At 62.7% G+C, this 16,267-nt stretch carries 15 protein-coding genes; 3 read left to right on the top strand and 12 right to left on the bottom strand.

Annotated features, from left to right (window positions below):
* Positions 1 to 77 precede the first annotated feature (77 nt).
* From EV669_RS10000 to EV669_RS09950, 11 genes are all read right to left on the bottom strand, one after another.
* Complete coding sequence (locus tag EV669_RS10000) at positions 78 to 1,535, bottom strand: OmpP1/FadL family transporter (protein ID WP_054286039.1); 1,458 nt, start codon at positions 1,533 to 1,535, stop codon at positions 78 to 80.
* A gap of 166 nt (positions 1,536 to 1,701) precedes the next feature.
* Complete coding sequence (locus EV669_RS09995; RefSeq protein WP_055433694.1) at positions 1,702 to 2,085, bottom strand: acyl-CoA thioesterase; 384 nt, start codon at positions 2,083 to 2,085, stop codon at positions 1,702 to 1,704.
* A gap of 89 nt (positions 2,086 to 2,174) precedes the next feature.
* The gene (locus EV669_RS09990) at positions 2,175 to 4,628 is read right to left on the bottom strand and encodes an acyl-CoA dehydrogenase (RefSeq protein WP_132098588.1); all 2,454 of its coding nucleotides are present in this window, start codon (positions 4,626 to 4,628) and stop codon (positions 2,175 to 2,177) included.
* 30 nt (positions 4,629 to 4,658) lie between these two features.
* A complete protein-coding gene (locus EV669_RS09985) occupies positions 4,659 to 5,348 on the bottom strand; it encodes a TetR/AcrR family transcriptional regulator (RefSeq protein WP_235445535.1) in 690 nt (229 codons plus the stop codon).
* Between the two features lie 146 nt (positions 5,349 to 5,494).
* Positions 5,495 to 6,682: an O-succinylhomoserine sulfhydrylase gene (locus tag EV669_RS09980; RefSeq protein WP_132098587.1), complete on the bottom strand. Its 1,188-nt coding sequence runs from the start codon at positions 6,680 to 6,682 to the stop codon at positions 5,495 to 5,497.
* A 90-nt stretch (positions 6,683 to 6,772) separates the two neighbouring features.
* Positions 6,773 to 8,317, bottom strand: coding sequence for an amidophosphoribosyltransferase (purF, locus tag EV669_RS09975; protein ID WP_054286035.1), 1,545 nt, complete (start codon positions 8,315 to 8,317; stop codon positions 6,773 to 6,775).
* Positions 8,318 to 8,411: 94 nt separating this feature from the next.
* Positions 8,412 to 8,906, bottom strand: a complete 495-nt coding sequence (locus tag EV669_RS09970) for a CvpA family protein (protein ID WP_054286034.1) — start codon at positions 8,904 to 8,906, stop codon at positions 8,412 to 8,414.
* Positions 8,907 to 8,913: 7 nt separating this feature from the next.
* Positions 8,914 to 9,705, bottom strand: coding sequence for an SPOR domain-containing protein (locus tag EV669_RS09965; RefSeq protein ID WP_054286033.1), 792 nt, complete (start codon positions 9,703 to 9,705; stop codon positions 8,914 to 8,916).
* Between the two features lie 7 nt (positions 9,706 to 9,712).
* Positions 9,713 to 10,984, bottom strand: a complete 1,272-nt coding sequence (gene folC, locus EV669_RS09960; protein ID WP_132098586.1) for a bifunctional tetrahydrofolate synthase/dihydrofolate synthase — start codon at positions 10,982 to 10,984, stop codon at positions 9,713 to 9,715.
* Entirely contained in the window at positions 10,959 to 11,450 is a 492-nt protein-coding gene (locus EV669_RS09955; RefSeq protein WP_132098585.1) for a hypothetical protein, read from the bottom strand. Before EV669_RS09955 ends, folC begins: the two co-directional genes overlap by 26 nt.
* 8 nt (positions 11,451 to 11,458) lie before the next feature.
* On the bottom strand, positions 11,459 to 11,815 hold the full coding sequence (locus tag EV669_RS09950) for a hypothetical protein (protein ID WP_054286030.1): 357 nt from the start codon (positions 11,813 to 11,815) through the stop codon (positions 11,459 to 11,461).
* A gap of 144 nt (positions 11,816 to 11,959) precedes the next feature.
* On the opposite strand from EV669_RS09950, the gene EV669_RS09945 reads away from it, so the two are divergent.
* The 3 genes from EV669_RS09945 to EV669_RS09935 are packed head-to-tail and all read left to right on the top strand — an operon-like array spanning position 11,960 to position 14,954.
* A complete protein-coding gene (locus tag EV669_RS09945; RefSeq protein ID WP_132098584.1) occupies positions 11,960 to 13,876 on the top strand; it encodes an ATP-binding cassette domain-containing protein in 1,917 nt (638 codons plus the stop codon).
* Positions 13,849 to 14,379 (top strand): C40 family peptidase, encoded by a 531-nt coding sequence (locus EV669_RS09940; RefSeq protein ID WP_132098583.1) that lies wholly within the window; start codon positions 13,849 to 13,851, stop codon positions 14,377 to 14,379. The genes EV669_RS09945 and EV669_RS09940 overlap by 28 nt, the downstream gene beginning before the upstream one ends.
* Positions 14,376 to 14,954: a hypothetical protein gene (locus EV669_RS09935; protein ID WP_054286027.1), complete on the top strand. Its 579-nt coding sequence runs from the start codon at positions 14,376 to 14,378 to the stop codon at positions 14,952 to 14,954. Before EV669_RS09940 ends, EV669_RS09935 begins: the two co-directional genes overlap by 4 nt.
* Positions 14,955 to 14,998: 44 nt before the next feature.
* Here EV669_RS09935 and EV669_RS09930 read toward each other — a convergent pair whose 3' ends face one another.
* Positions 14,999 to 16,204 (bottom strand): amino acid aminotransferase, encoded by a 1,206-nt coding sequence (locus EV669_RS09930; protein ID WP_054286062.1) that lies wholly within the window; start codon positions 16,202 to 16,204, stop codon positions 14,999 to 15,001.
* Between the last annotated feature and the right edge of the window lie 63 nt (positions 16,205 to 16,267).

The following is a 16,267-nucleotide window of genomic DNA, read 5'->3' as shown; positions in this document are numbered from 1 at the left end:
TCGTTCCCGCCTTGCTTCGGAAAGGGCGGAGCTTGCGCCCCGCCCTTTTTTGTCCACGCCTCTAAACGCTAAAGGGTTTAGAAGCTGTGGTTATATTGCACACCCAGGATGTTGGCATGGCTCTTGAAGTCGGCCGAACCGCGGGTGTAGCTCGACACGCAGCTGACCGCGCCCGGCGCAGCACCGCCGCAGTAGCCGTTGACGTTGGCCTTGGCATCCTTGATATGGATGTAGCTGTAAGCAACGTTGATGGAGCTGTTCTTGTTCAGGTCATACTTCGCACCCACCGAGAACCAGTAGCGGTCGTTGTCGGGCATGGTGGCCAGACGCAGGTCGTCGCTCTGCACCGGGGTCTGGTCGTAGGCTACGCCGAAACGCAGCTGCAGCGGTTCGCTGTACTGGTACGAAGCGCCCAGCGAAACCTTATAGGTATCGTCCCATTTCGGGGTCAGTACCGTCACATTGGTGACCGGCGCAAGCCCACCAGGCCCCGGCTTCTTGTTGCCGTACTTGATCTCGGCACGGTCGAAGCGCGAGTGCTTGGTCCAGGTCACATCCCCGAATACGTTCCATTTGGAGTCGACCATGTACATGCCATGCAGCGAGAGCGATTCCGGCGTCTTGATCTCTACGCTGGCGCTTTCATTGGCCGCATAGCCGAGCGAACGCAGGGCCCCCTGGGCCGCAGCAATCTGGGAGGGGGGAAGCGGCACCACATTGCCGCCGATCACCACCTGGGTCGGCAGTGACCATTTGGCATTGCCCTGGAGGTTGTGCTTGATAGCGGAACGGTAGTTCAGGCCGACACGTGCCTTCTCGTTGATGTCCCACAGCCAAGCCAGGTTGTAACCGAAACCCCAGTCATCCCCGTCCACATCCGCATAGCCGTCCGCCGCGCCGTTAGTCGGTGCGCCAGTAAAGGCCGGATTGATAGCTGCCAAGCGTGCACCGAAGTTTGCATACTGGCGCAGTTCCGCCTTGGCGTACTGAGCGATGACGCCGGCCGCGAACGAGTGCTGTTCATTGAGCTTGAACGCGATCGTCGGGTTGATGTCGATCGTGGTCAGGCTCGTTTCGTTGAGGTTGTAGCGCAGCACCGAGTTGCGCTGGTATTCGGTGGCCGAGGCATACGGTACGTACACGCCCAGACCGGCACTGATGCGATCGTTGAGCTTGTGCGTCAGGTACAGGTGGGGTACCAGAAGCACATCGTCGGTGATCTTGCCGCTGTTGACGCCGGAGACCGCAGCCGGTGTGCCGCTCGGATAGAAGGCACGGGCGTTGGAGTATTCGACACTGGGCGCAACAATGTTCAGCGCGCCGGAAAAGTGGGTGCCATCCAGCTTGGTCATGCCGGCGGCATTGTAGAAGATGGTGGTGGCATCGCCGGCCTCTGCGGCACTGGCGTTGGCCGTGGCTTGCGCACTGACCGACTGCGTACCGAAGTGGTAACCCGACGCGACTGCACCGGTGGACCAACCGGCGAAAGCGGTACCCAGGAGCATCACGGACAGGCTGAGGTGCTTGAGCTTCATGTTATCCCTCTCTGCATATAATTTGATATGACTTCTGCCTTGCGGGCCGCATTGCACATCGGCCCAGTGCCGATACTACCAGAGATTTAGAGTATGTCCACTAAGATCAGAGCACTTGTTCTAAACGATCGTTTAGTTAGCCATTTACCTTGATAATCGTTTGATTTTATTGGTTTTTATCCTCAAGAAATCTTGAGCGCCCTTCTGCGTCGATCGCCACGAAGGTCACAATCACCTCGGTGATGCGCACACACTCGCCTTCCATTCGCTCCGACTCCACCTCGATTTTGAGCGTAACGGATTTTTGTCCGACACGGAGACGATCCACATACAGGTTCACCACATCCCCAAGCAGAATGGGAGCATTGAACTGGAAGGCATTCACCGCGACGGTGGCAACCGGACCGCGCGACAGGCGTTCGGCTTCCAGACTGCCGGCCAGGTCGATCTGCTCGAGCAGCCAGCCGGCCTGAACCCTGCCATAGGCATTGGTGCTCTTGGGCAGGGCCCGCACCCGCAGTGCGGGAACACGCTGAGCGTGGTGATCCATGAGTTTCCCTCCTTGGGGCTGACTGTAGCCGTCTGTCTTTACAGGCGGCTAGGATCAGCCGGGTGCCCTGAGGCACCCGCCCGGCAGATTTAGAAGATAAGCCGCTCCAGCAGCTTCTCGTCGAACTGTTTCATGCCCATGTCGAAATCATCCACCATGATCACGTCACGCTTGAGCTTGCGAGCGCGGGCCACAGCATCGTACTCCGACTGGGTGATCCATCCCGCCGCCAGCGCTTCGGCCAACCTTTCCTTGGCGGTGATCGTGCGGAACTTGCCTTCGCGGCCCATTTTGCGCAACTTCTGTTCGATCGGCTCGGTGGCTACCACGGCCTGCAGTGCGGGCTCCAGCACACCGACGGCATCCGACTCGTCTTTCGGACGATACATGCCACGCGTCAGGCGCTCACGCATCGGCCCCATCTCCATGATGCCACGCGCCACCTGAGTGCCGACACGGTCCGAAGCGGGCCGCAGGGTCTGCCCCCACGGAAAGATGATCTTGCGCAGCACGCCTGCAAGAAAACGGTTGGGCAGGTTATTGAGGAAGCCCGTCATGGCCATTTGCACATCGTAGAGCGCGTTTTCCACCGCCCACTGCATCACAGCGATGTCTTCCTTAGGCGCCCCGTCTCGCTCGAAACGCTTGAGGCAGGCCGAGGCGATGTAGAGATTCGACAGCATGTCGCCGAGACGGGCCGACAGCTTCTCACGGAATTTCAGCGAACCGCCCAGACTGAACATCGCCATGTCGGAAAGCAGGGCAAACGCGCTGGAGAAGCGGGTCAGCTGCTTGTAATAGCGCGCTGTCACTCCCGACTTCGGGCTACCGGCAAACCGTGCGCCGGTCAGGCCAAGCCACAGCGAGCGGAACACGTTGCTGATCACGAAGTTGATGTGTCCGGTGATCGCCGCGTCGAAAGCCTTGCCATCGTTGGCCATGGCGGCTTTCATCTCGCGAAGCACGAACGGATGGCAGCGGATGGCCCCCTGTCCGTAGATGATCATCGAACGGGTCAGGATGTTGGCCCCTTCAACGGTGATGGCAATGGGAATGGCCTGATACGCCCGCGCCAGGTAGTTGCGCGGCCCAAGCACCACCGCCTTGCCACCGTGCACGTCCATGGCGTCGTTCAGAGCCTTGCGCATGCGTTCGGTGTTGTGATACTTCAGCACCGCCGACAGCACGGAGGGCTTCTCGCCCATGTCTAGGCCAGTGAGCGCCAGATCCTGCGAGGCCTCCATCTGATAGGTATAGCCTGCAATGCGGGCCATCGCCTCGTCCACGCCCTCAAACTTGCCGATCGGCAGACCGAACTGGTCGCGGATGCGCGCGAAGGCACCAGTGACGAAGGTAGCCACCTTGCCGGATGCCACCGACATGGCCGGCAGTGAGATGCAGCGTCCGACGGAAAGGCACTCCACCAGCATGCGCCAGCCCTGCCCTGCGTATTCACGCCCACCGATGATCCAGTCCATGGGAATGAACACCTCACTCCCCCAAGTCGGGCCATTCATAAAGGCGGCACCGCCCGGATAGTGGCGGCGACCGATGCACACCCCTTCATGCTCGGTGGGCACCAGTGCGCAGGTAATACCGATTTCTTCCTTGTCGCCAAGAAGATGGTCCGGGTCGTACATCTTGAACGCCAGACCCAGGATGGTGGCCACCGGCGCAAGGGTGATCCACCGCTTTTCCCAGCTCACACGCACGCCCAGCACGTCTTCATGGTGCTCGCCAGTACGGGGGTCGGTATAGCTACCGCGACACACCACGCCAAAGTCGGGGATGCTGCCCGCATCGGAGCCTGCAGACGGGCTCGTCAGGGCAAAGCAAGGGATTTCCAAGCCCTTGGCCAGACGCGGCAGGTAATAATCTTTCTGGGCATCCGTGCCGTAATGCTGCAACAGCTCGCCTGGACCGAGCGAGTTGGGCACCATCACGGTGACGGCGGCCGTTCCACCACGGGTGGCGATCTTGGTCACTACCTTGGCATGGGCATAATTGGAAAACTCAAGTCCACCATACTGCTTCTTCACGATCATACCGAGGAAGCCGTTGTCCTTGATGAACTGCCACACCGGCTCGGGAAGGTCCATGTCCTCATGGGTTACCTTCCAGTCGTCGATCATCGAGCACAACTGCTCGGTGGGACCATCCAGGAACGCCTGCTCTTCAGCGGTTAGCTTGGGGTCCGGAAAGCTCAGCAGGCGCTGCCAGTCCGGCCTGCCCGAAAACAGATCACGGTCCCACCAAACGGTGCCGGCATTGATAGCCTCCTGCTCGGTCTGCGACATCGGCGGGGTGATCTTCTTGAAGATGCCGAAGACCGGGCCGGTGAACACGGCGCGACGCAGCGGAGTGATGTTGAGCACGGCAGCCACGAGGGCAAACACCCCCCATACGGCTGGGTGGACGGCGACTCCGAAGCCGAACTGCAGGGCAAGGAGCCATATGGCAAGACCGATGGTCCAAACGATAACGGGCGCGCGGTAGTACGCGAGTACTCCTACGAGCACGATCAGAAGAATGGCGGATAGCATTTTTGTAATTTCCTCGTGTTGACCCTTCGTTTACCGCAGGGGCGGCGAAGTCAGCCCGGCCACCACGAACGGTACAAGATGCTTGACGATCATGTCCGGGTCGCGGGCGCTGACGATCTGGCTACGCACGAAGATCTTCAGCACGTCATTGCCCGCAAAGGCGTTGAACATCACACTGAAGGCAAAGTGCATCCGCCAGGCCAAGTCCTCCTGACCCAAGGCAGGCAAGGCCCGGTGGAAAGCCTTGCCGAAACGCTGTACGAAGACACTGTACTGCTGCGAGAGGGTTTCCCGCAGCAGGCGGTGGTTTTCGACCAGCGTGCGCGACAAGAGGCGCACGAACAGCGCTCCGCCCCGCGAAGGATCCTTCGAAAGGGCGAGGCAAGGCCGGATGAAGGCCATTACCAGCTGCTCGGGCGTCAGCGTGCCGAACTGTGCTTCCATGCCGTCAAGCTCTGCCAGACAGGCTGCGATCAGCGGAGTCAGGCGCCGCATGAACACCGACTCGAAAAGTGCATCCTTGGAGCCGAAATGGTAGTTCACTGCGGCGAGGTTGACCTCGGCCTGCTGGGTGATCATGCGCAGCGAGGTTGCCTCGAACCCGTGCTCCACGAACAGTCTCTCGGCGACATCGAGAATACGGGTGGCAGTATCGGGTTTGCTGGCTTCCATAGGGGGCTGCGCCTTGTAGGTGGTATCGAGCTGTCTTGCCGTATCCATATCGGTTTTCGAACAAGCGTTTCAAACTTACGTTTTAATTTGACCAGTGTCAAGAAAGGTACAGGGCCGACCCTGTGTTTCCCGCACACGAAGAAACGGCAGTCTCCATTCTAGACTGCCGCTAGGTAGGAAGAGGTTCCAGCCCGTCAGCCCAGCCCTGCGGCCAGATCGTGCTGCAGGTCGTCCGGATGCTCCAGTCCGACCGCCAGCCGCAGTAACCCTTCAACGATGCCTGCCGCCTGCCGGGCTTCCGGCGTGATACGGGCGTGCGTGGTGGAGGCCGGGTGAGTGATGGTGGACTTCACATCTCCCAGATTGGCGGTACGGGAAATCACCTGGACGGTGTCCACCACTCGCCAGGCTGCTTCGCGCCCGCCTTTCACCACAAAGGAGACGACCGCCCCGCCGGCCTTCTGCTGGCGCATAGCCAGGACATGCTGGGGGTGGCTAGGCAGCCCGGGATAGTACACGCGCTCCACGGACGGGTGCGCTTCCAGCCAAGCGGCCAAGCGAGCGGCCGATGCACATTGCCGCTCCATCCGCAGGTAGAGGGTTTCCAGCCCCGACAGCAGTACCCAGGCATTGAAGGCGGCCATCGTGGGCCCGGCCGTGCGCACATGCAGATATACCTGTTCCACCAGTCGGTCAGCACCGACAACGGCCCCGCCGAGCACACGGCCGTGACCATCCAGATACTTGGTGGCCGAATGGACCACGAGGTCGGCACCCAGCGCCAGCGGCTGCTGCAACGCAGGACTGCAGAAGCAGTTGTCCACAACCATCAGGCAGTCATGCGCATGTGCCACCTGTGCAATCGCAGCGATGTCGGCCACTTCGGTCAGGGGATTGGACGGCGTTTCCAGAAAGAAAAGCCGTGTGGTTGGCCGAACCGCGTCTGCCCAGGCAGCCGTGTCGGTTGGATCAACGAAGGTGGTTTCCACTCCGAAGCGGGCTAGCACGCCCGAGAGCAGGTTGGTGGTGGAGCCGAACAGGCTGCGCGAAGAAACCACGTGGTCGCCAGTCTTGAGGAAGGTCAGCATGACTGCCTGGATCGCAGCCATGCCGCTGGACGTGGCGATGGCACGCTCGCCACCCTCAAGTGCGGCCAGACGCTGCTGGAAGGCACTGACGGTGGGATTGGTGAAACGCGAGTAGGTATACCCCTCTACTTGTCCGGCAAAAAGGGCCGCCGCTTCCTCTGCGGTATCGAAAGTAAAGCTGGAGGTCAGTTGCAGGCTCTGGCTGTGTTCGCGGTACTGGCTGGTTTCGCGTCCGGCACGGATGGCGAGGGTTTCTGGATGAAGGCCGGCTTCATCGGACTGAGGATGCGTCATGGGAAATCTTCTTGTCTGCCTGGTCTATGGGCATGGGGCGATGCCCGGGCTGTAAATTTTGAGCGCCCTTTCGGGCGCTCTTCATTTTGCTCAGATCAGGTTCTGCTCGGCAACATTCAGATTTAGGTCTACCAGCTGTGAACTGCCCTCCTCGTCCCTGCTTTCGACCGTACTCCTCGGCCCCATGCGCGCGCACTCGATCGCATTCAGATAGGCTTCCGTGATATCGCCAGTGATGTAGTTGCCGTCGAAGCAGGAGGTTTCAAACACCTGCAGCGACGGGGCTGCGGCATTGACCGCATGCATCAAGGCTTCCAGATCCTGGTAGATCACCGCATCCGCACCGATCTCGCGCGCGATTTCCTCTTCGGTGCGCCCGGTGGCCAGCAGTTCTGCGCGGGTGGGCATGTCGATCCCGTAGACATTCGGGAAACGCACCGCCGGCGCGGCCGAGGCAAAGTACACTTTCTTCGCACCGGCATCGCGCGCCATCTGCACGATTTCACGTGAAGTGGTGCCCCGTACGATCGAATCGTCCACCAGCAGCACGTTCCTGCCGCGGAACTCGCAGGCCACCGGGTTGAGCTTCTGTCGCACCGACTTCTTGCGCACGCCCTGCCCCGGCATGATGAAGGTGCGGCCGATGTAGCGGTTTTTGATGAACCCCTCGCGGTAAGGCAGGCCCAGCGCATTGGCCAGCTGCAGCGCGCTGGGGCGGCTGGTGTCCGGGATCGGCATCACTACATCGATGTCCAGCTCGGGTACTACCTGGCGTACCTTTTCCGCCAGGCGCTCGCCCATGGCAAGGCGTGCCTGATAGACCGAAGCGCCGTCGATCACCGAATCCGGACGCGCAAAATAGACGAACTCGAACAGGCAGGGCGCATGACGGATGCGCTCCGCGCACTGGCGCGCCTCGAAGTGGCCGTCAAAGCTGACGAAGATGCCTTCCCCTGGCTCCACGTCACGCAGCAGAGAGAAACCTGAGCAGTCGAGCGCCACAGATTCCGAGGCGAACATGTATTCGGTCCGACCATGATGGTCGTGGCTGCCAATCACCAGCGGGCGGATACCGTTGGGGTCGCGGAAGGCTACTAGGCCATAACCCGAGATAAGGGCCACCACCGCATAGGCGCCTTTCACCCGGCGATGCACGCCTTCGATGGCCTTGAACACTGCTTCCACGCTCAGCTCGTAGCCGGTGACGTTGATCGCCAACTCGTGTGCGAACACATTGAGCAGTACCTCGGAGTCGGAATTGGTGTTGATGTGCCGCAGGTCGTGGCGAAACATGTCCGCCTTCAGCTCATCGGTGTTGGTCAGGTTGCCGTTGTGGGCCAGCACGATGCCAAACGGAGAGTTGACGTAGAAGGGCTGGGCCTCGGCCAGATTGGCCGCGGACCCTGCCGTGGGATAGCGCACGTGAGCGATCCCCGCATTGCCTTGCAGCGAGCGCATGTTGCGCGTGCGGAACACGTCACGCACCATGCCGCTCCCCTTGTGCATGTGAAAGGTCTTGTTGTGCGCTGTCACGATGCCTGCCGCATCCTGGCCGCGGTGCTGCAGGAGCTGCAGTCCGTCATACAGCAACTGGTTGACCGGGCTCTGCCCCACGACACCTAGAATTCCACACATCTTCCGCTCTCTTCCCGACTACCTGAAAACACATAAAGAAAAAGGCGGAATTCTTGAGGTGAAGATATCAAGACATTCCGCCAGTCTCATCACACTATCCCGTGTAATGGATGTTGTCGGCCAGCATGGCCGGCAACCAGGGCCTTAAGGCCAGCGCCGCCGTCTCGAACGGCGGCGCAAACACCGCGTTACGCCACATGGGCTCCCTTGGCAACTCGCTGAGCCCCCCGACCAGAACGAGTATGGTGACCAGCACCAAGCCTCGTGCCAGGCCGAACACGGCACCCAGCATCCGGTTGAGCCCTCCCAGACCTGCCGTATGCACGACGGTGGTTGCGGCGATTCGCAACAGTGCCGTTGCCAGCCAAGTCAGGAAGAACACACACACGAAGGCCGCCACCAGGCGCAGCCCTTCTGAGGGCAGGTCTGCCGGCAGAAAACCGGCTAGCGCCGGCGCAAACTCCTTGGCGCACCAGAAGGCAATCAGCCACGACACTAGGGCCAGCACCTCAGCCACGAGGCCACGCACCAGCGCCACGATGACGGAGCCGACCGTGATGCCGATCACCATGTAATCAAATGCAGTCATCGGTGCTTCACTTGCTCACCACGATGCCGGTGATGCCGGCTCGCTCAAGTTTCTTCAGGGCAGTCTCTGCTTCCTCACGACTGCCGAACGGGCCGACCCGCACGCGGGTGACTTCACCCTTGCTAGTGCTGACCTTGCTGAAATGGGCACGCACACCCAGACCGTCCAGCTTGCTGCGCAGGGCTTCCACCTTTTCCGGGTCGGACAAGGCAGCCAGCTGGATCACAGGCCGCACCGTGCTGCTTTCGCTGGCGGGCGCCTTGGCGGGCTCTGCTTCGGCGCGGCCTTCAAGGATGGCGGCCGGGTCCGCCTTGCGCGGCGCCTGCTTCTCGGGCGCGGGCTCGGGTTTGGCAAGCTTGGGCTTCTCGACCTTGGCGGGCGCCTCCGGCTTGGATTTGGGCTCAGGCTTGGGTTCGGCTTTTACGGATGGGGCAGGCTGCTCCACCGCTGCGGATGGAGCCTGTACGGGCGCGGCTGCAGGAGGAGGGACCTCCTCCACCGAAGACAGCGATTCCGGCAGCGTGGTGCTGGGTGGCGGCGCCGAAACCGGCGCACTGCTGTTGCCAGCAGTGAGTGCTGACGCCGGAGCCATCTCGACGGCGGTGCTGCTGGCCACCGGAGTGGAGGCTTCGCCGAGAATTTCCACCGACTCCGGCTTCATGGCCTGCTCCGGAACGCGACCAATCACGTTCCACAGAACGGCAGTGGAAATAGAGACGATGACGATGGCACCCACCAGACGGCGACGTGCCCGCTTGCGCAGAAGAATCAGTTCCTCTTGAGCAGAAAGACCTGGCATGAGCTCCTCAGCCGTTGCGCTGCCGCGCCTGCATCACCGCGGCAACCGTATGGAAAGACCCGAAGACCACGATTCTATCATTCTCCCCGGCGCGGGATAAGGCAGCCTGCCACGCCTCGTCCACCGTTTCGGCTGACTCGACGTTGCGCACACCGGCTTCGGCCAAGGTACGGGCGAGCTCGGTACCGCTTTGCCCACGTGGCATGTCCAGACCGCCGACGAACCATGCATCGAACTCGTCACGTACGATGTCGACCACTGCCTTCACATCCTTGTCGGACAACATGGAGAACACGGCATAGCGGTTCTCGGCAAACCCCAGCTGCCGTACGCTGGCCACCAAGGCGCGGGCCGCGTGCGGATTGTGCGCTACATCCAGCACCACTACCGGCCGTCCTGGTAGGATCTGGAAGCGCCCGGGCCAGTCCACCTCCAGCAAGCCACGCTTGACCGCCCCGATGGGGACGGGCAGACGCTCACGCAGGCATTCCACCGCAGCCAGGGCGACCGTGGCATTGACGAGCTGATACCCCCCGCGCAGCACCGGAATCGGCAGGGCGTGACGGTGCACCGCCCCCATGTGGAAGGACCACTGGTTATCCAGGCGGGTGAAGCCGAAAGCCTGACCGAAAAGGCGCAGATCGGCACCGATCGCCTTGGCGTGCTCCACCAGGCTTGCGGGCGGCTCCGCCTCGCCACAGATCGCCGGCACCCCGGCCCGGAAAATACCGGCCTTCTCGTAGCCGATGGCTTCGCGGGTATTGCCCAGATAGGCCTGATGATCCAGATCCACGCTGGTGACGACTGCCACGTCCGGATCGAACACATTGACCGCATCCAGCCGCCCGCCCAGCCCCACTTCGAGCACCGCAACATCTACACCGGCCTCGATGAAGACCTGCATCGCAGCGAGCGTGCCGAACTCAAAATAGGTCAGGCCGGTTTCCCCCCGCCCGGACTCCACGGTGGCAAACGCCCGCATCAGGCACGCATCGTCTACCGGCTGCATGTTCAGGGCGACCCGTTCGTTGTAGCGCACCAGATGGGGGGACGTGTAGGTACCTACCTTGTAGCCGGCCCGGGCCAGGATGGTGGAGACCATGGCGCAGACCGAGCCCTTGCCATTGGTACCCCCAACGATGATGAGGGGAAAGCCTGGGGCGAGCCCCATGGCGTCGCGCACACGGCGCACGCGCTCGAGCCCCATGTCGATGGTGACGGGATGCAGGGTTTCCAGCCGGGCCAGCCAGCCTTCAAGCGTTTCGGGCAGGGAGTTCATCGCAGTCGGAATGTCGGGGTTGTTTCGGGGCGGCCACCGCATGTGGCCGGTACCAGTCCAGATAGACGCGCAGCTGCCGCAGACTGTCGGAGCTGGCTGAATCGGGCAGGAGGACAAGCAGGCGTCGGCAATCCCCGGTCTGAAGTCGCAGCACCGTCAGCCAAGGAGAAACCAGGCCACCCGGCAGACGCACCACCTGGCAGGCGCACCCCGCCTCTTCCAGCCACAGTTCGCCTCGCGCATCAACCGCCAAGCCAGAGGCAGCACCGCGCCCGCCGGGCTGCAGGCTGCGCAAGGCCAAGCCCGCCGCAGCCATCGCAAGCACGGCGTACCCGGCCAAGCCTGCACTCTCAAAGGCGTGCGCACCCGCCCACACCGCCAGCAGCAGGCTCACCCCCACCAGCTGGCGCAAAAGCCGCGATGGTCGAAGCGGGACGGCAAAGGCAGGAAAGGCTGTCGGGCGCATGGCTTATCTCACTCGTCGAAGCCGGCCGGGCTGTTGGTGAGATCGGCATCGACGCTATCGATGACCGTGGAGTGGATTTCGACGTCGAACCACTCCCAGAAGGTCTTGAGCGAGCGGTCTGCAGGCCACAGGCTTTCGTCGTCGTACCATGAAGCAAGTTCCATCCGGAACAGCTTGTCGTAGAGGTCGTCGATGCAGGCGACCCCCTCCTCCGGATCGGTGAATTCCGGCAGCAGGATCACGGTGCAGTCCGCCCGCAGGCTTTCGAGCGACAGCTCCGCATCGTTGCCGGGCACAGCATTGAGCCAGGCGACAAAGGGCTCGCGCGGCTTGATGACGGCCACACAGCGGTCTACGAAATACATGACGGTCCTTTCTGGAAAACAGCACGGCCCCGGACGGGGCCTGATGCGGCGCATTGTACCAGCCTGGCCGCGACCGGCGAAGGCGACTCTTCGTGCATGCTACAATCGCGCCGATGATCGACTCTGACGCCTGCAGCACACCCCATGGCCCTGATTACCGTTGAAAAAGCCCACCTGGCCTTTGGCCACCATGCCCTGCTGGACAATGTGGATTTCGCCCTCGACAGCGGCGAGGTCGTCGGCCTGATCGGCCGCAACGGTGCAGGCAAGTCCTCACTGCTCAAGGCAATTGCCGGCGTAATCCGCCTGGACGATGGGCGGATCAACACCAAGGGCGATGTGGGTGTGGCGTACGTCCCGCAAGAGCCAGAGTTCAAGGCTGGCCACACGGTGTTCGAAGCCGTGGCTGAAGGCTTGGGCGCGCTGCAGCAGCTCCTGACCGATTACCATCGGGCCACCCATGCCCTGTCGGACCCTTCGGCCAACCAGGAAGCTGTGCTGCGCGAGATCGACCAGCTGCAGCAGGCACTGGAAGCACAGAACGGCTGGCAACTGGATGCGCTGATCTCCACTACCCTATCTCACCTTGACCTGCCGGCGGACACGCTGGTGGAAGACCTCTCGGGCGGCTGGAAGAAGCGGGTAGCCCTGGCACGGGCACTGGCGGCCCAGCCGGACGTGCTGCTTCTGGACGAACCGACCAACCATCTGGACGTGGCCGCTATCGAATGGCTGGAAACCCTGCTCAAGGGTACTCAGGTGGCGGTACTGCTCATCACCCACGACCGGCGCTTCCTCGACAACGTCGCCACCCGCATCGTCGAGCTGGACCGCGGCGTGCTGCGCAGCTATCCAGGCAACTTCTCCGCCTATCAGACGCGCAAGGCGGAAGAGCTGGCGGTGGAGGAGGAACAAAACCGCGTCTTCGACAAGTTTCATGCCCAGGAAGAGGTATGGATCCGCAAGGGCATCGAGGCACGCCGCACCCGCAACGAAGGGCGCGTACGTCGCCTGGAGGAAATCCGTCGCCAGCGCGCCGCACGGCGCGAGCGGGTGGGTCAGATCCAGTTCCGGCTGGATCCGGGCGAGCGCTCGGGCAAGCTGGTGGCCGAACTGGAACATGTCAGCAAAGGCTACGAAGGGCGGGTGCTGATCCGTGACTTCACCACCCGCATCCTGCGTGGGGACAAGATTGGACTGATCGGCCCCAACGGTGCAGGCAAGACAACGCTGCTCAAGCTGATCCTGGGCGAGATCGAACCGGACAGCGGAACGGTCAAGCGCGGCACCCGGCTGGAGATCGCCTACTTCGACCAGTTCCGCGAGCAGCTCGACGAAGAGGCCAGCGTGGCCGACACCATCAGCCAGGGCAACGAATTCGTCGAGATCGCCGGCCAGCGCAAGCACATCATGAGCTATCTGGAGGACTTCCTGTTCTCGCCGCAGCGCGCGCGCAGCCCGGTGCGCTCCCTGTCCGGCGGCGAGCGCAACCGCCTGCTGCTGGCACGGCTGTTCACCCGACCCGCGAACGTGCTGGTACTGGACGAGCCCACCAACGACCTGGACATCGACACCCTGGAGCTGCTGGAGGACGTGATTACCCAGTATCCGGGCACCGTATTCCTGGTCAGCCACGACCGGGCCTTCCTCGACAACGTGGTCACCCAAGTGATCGCCTTCGAGGGCGAAGGACGGCTGGAGGAATATCCGGGCGGCTATCAGGATTGGGTGGAGGCACGGGCCCGCATGGCGGCGCTCAAGCCGCAGGAAGCACCGCGCCGCGAGAAGGAGCCGGACAAGGCCGCCCCTGCCCGGGCGGAAAAGCCCAAGCCTGTACGCAGCAAGCTCTCGTTTAACGAGAATCGGGAGTTGGCGGCCCTGCCCGACGAGATCGCGGCGCTGGAGGCCGAACAGGCTACACTGAACGAGAAGCTGCTGGACCCGGCCTGTTACCGCGACACCCCGCGTGAGGCGCATGCCTGGCAGCAGCGCGTGGAAGAGATCGAAACCCTGCTACTGGAAAAGCTGAGCCGATGGGAAGAACTGGAAGCCCGGCGCTGAGCCGTGCGCTTTGCCTGGCTGCCGCGCTGGCCGTGGCCGCCTGCTCGAGCACGCCACCGAAGAAGACCACTGCCAAGCCCCGCCCGCGCCCCCCGATCGTGCTGTCGCAACTGCAGGCCGACGGGGCCGGGCGCGAGATCCTGATGTATACACTGGCCCTGCTGGACATCGACTACCGCTTTGGTGGTGGCAACCCGGAGGCCGGCCTCGACTGCAGCGGCATGGTCAGCTACATCTACCAGAATGCGCTGGGCGTGCAGTTGCCGCACAATGCCGCAGCCATCGCCGAGCTGTCGCGCCCGGTGGAGGCGCGCGCGCTACGGGTGGGTGACTTCGTCTTCTTCAACACCACCGGCCGCCCTTTCTCGCACATGGGGCTCTACATCGGCGACGGCAAGTTCGTGCATGCACCGCGCACCAACAGCGCCATCCGGGTGGACACCCTCTCCAACAGTTACTTCGCCAGCCGCTTTCAGGGCGGGCGTACCTTGTTTGCCGGATGAAGACCCGGTTCGAGCGGCTGCGGGAACGCTGGCGCACGGTTTCGGCCAACCTTCCGGTCCCGCATCGTGACGGGGTCTCGCTGCCGGCAGCATTCCTGCTGCCCAGGCTCAAGCGTGCCATCGACAGCGATGACTGTACGCTCGAGCATCTCACCCTCGCCCCAGGCAAAGCCTGCATGCTCCTGCGCGTGAAGCGCCCCCTGTCTGCCGAGGTACACCTGACGCTTACCCCGACTGGCGTGGATTGGGCCGACCGGTGCCTGCGCGTAGGGGCCAGCGTCAGCGCCACCTCCACTGCCGGGTCGACGCTAGGCCGCGGCATGGCCCGGCTGGTGCTGTCCCAGGCCGATACCCGGATGGGCTGGAAGCTGATCGCTGCCCAGCTGGAGCATCTCCCTTTCCTGAGCCTGACACATCGGCAACTCATCTTGCATCTGGACCGTATACCCGCCCTGCAGCGCTGGCTAACGCAGCCGGTATTCGGCCAACCCTTGGGCGAGCGCCTGCGGCTGAGCGCCTTCGACTGCGAAGAGGATGCCCTGCGCCTGCGCTTCGCCCGCTCAGCACCGGAATAAAAAACCCCGCCGAAGCGGGGTTTTTCAAGGGTTGGCCGAAACGCTCAGGCCACGACCTTGGCGATTGCCCGGGCCACGTAGGCGAGGTTGCGGCTGTTGAGCGCGGCCAGGCAGATCCGCCCGGTAGAGACGGCATAGATGCCGAACTCCGTCCTGAGGCGTTCGACCTGCTCGGCGGTCAGGCCAGTGTACGAGAACATCCCGCGCTGCTTGATGACGAAGCTGAAGTCCTGGCTCACGCCTTCGGCCTTGAGCGCCTCCACCAGCCCGGTGCGCATTGCACGGATGCGGTCGCGCATGCCGGCGAGCTCGTCTTCCCACATCTGACGCAGTTCGGGGCTGGAGAGTACGGCAGCCACGACCGCGGCCCCATGAATCGGCGGGTTGGAGTAGTTGGTACGGATCACACGCTTGAGCTGCGACAGCACGCGTGCCGACTCTTCGCGCGCCGCGGTGACGATGCTGAGGGCACCGATGCGCTCGCCGTACAGCGAGAAGCTCTTGGAGAAGGAGCTGGACACGAAAAACTGCAGGCCGGACGCGGCAAAATGGCGCACCGCCACGGCATCGGGTTCGATGCCGTCGGCAAAGCCCTGATAAGCCATGTCGAGGAAGGGCACCAGACCGCCGTCACGGCAGAGGCCGACTACCTCCTGCCACTGTGCGTCGGTCAGGTCTGCGCCAGTCGGGTTGTGGCAGCAGGCATGCAGCACCACGATGGAACCGGCCGGAAGCCCGCCAAGGCAGGCTTTCATGGCGGCGAAGTCCACACCGCGGGTGGCCGCATCGTAGTACGGGTAGTTTTCCACCTTGAAGCCGGCAAACTCGAACAGCGCGCGGTGGTTCTCCCACGACGGGTCACTGATGTAGACGGTGGCATCCGGGTTCAGCCGCTTGAGGAAGTCGGCGCCGATCTTCAGCGCCCCGGTGCCGCCGAGCGCTTCAGCGGTGATGACCTGTCCATTGGCCAAAAGCGCGCTGTCCTTGCCAAACAGCAGGGCCTGTACGGCCTGTGCATAGGCGGAGGGCCCCTCGATCGGCTGGTAGCCGCGCGGCGGCATGCTTTCCAGGCGGGCCTTCTCGGCTGCCTTGACGGCGTTGAGCAGCGGAATCTTGCCGTTATCGTCGTAGTAGACACCGACACCAAGGTTGACCTTGGTTTCGCGCGCATCGGCGTTGAAGGCTTCGTTCAGGCCAAGAATCGGGTCGCGCGGTGCCATTTCCACGGCGGCGAAGATCGAAGAGGTCATGCGGGGCTCCATGTGTATGCAAAACAGCCGAGCCGGGGCAGGCCCGGGCGTCGGCAGGATGAG

It is taken from the genome of Gulbenkiania mobilis, assembly GCA_004346645.1.
Taxonomy (GTDB): domain Bacteria; phylum Pseudomonadota; class Gammaproteobacteria; order Burkholderiales; family Chromobacteriaceae; genus Gulbenkiania; species Gulbenkiania mobilis.
This window is presented reverse-complemented; position numbering and strand designations above follow the sequence as displayed.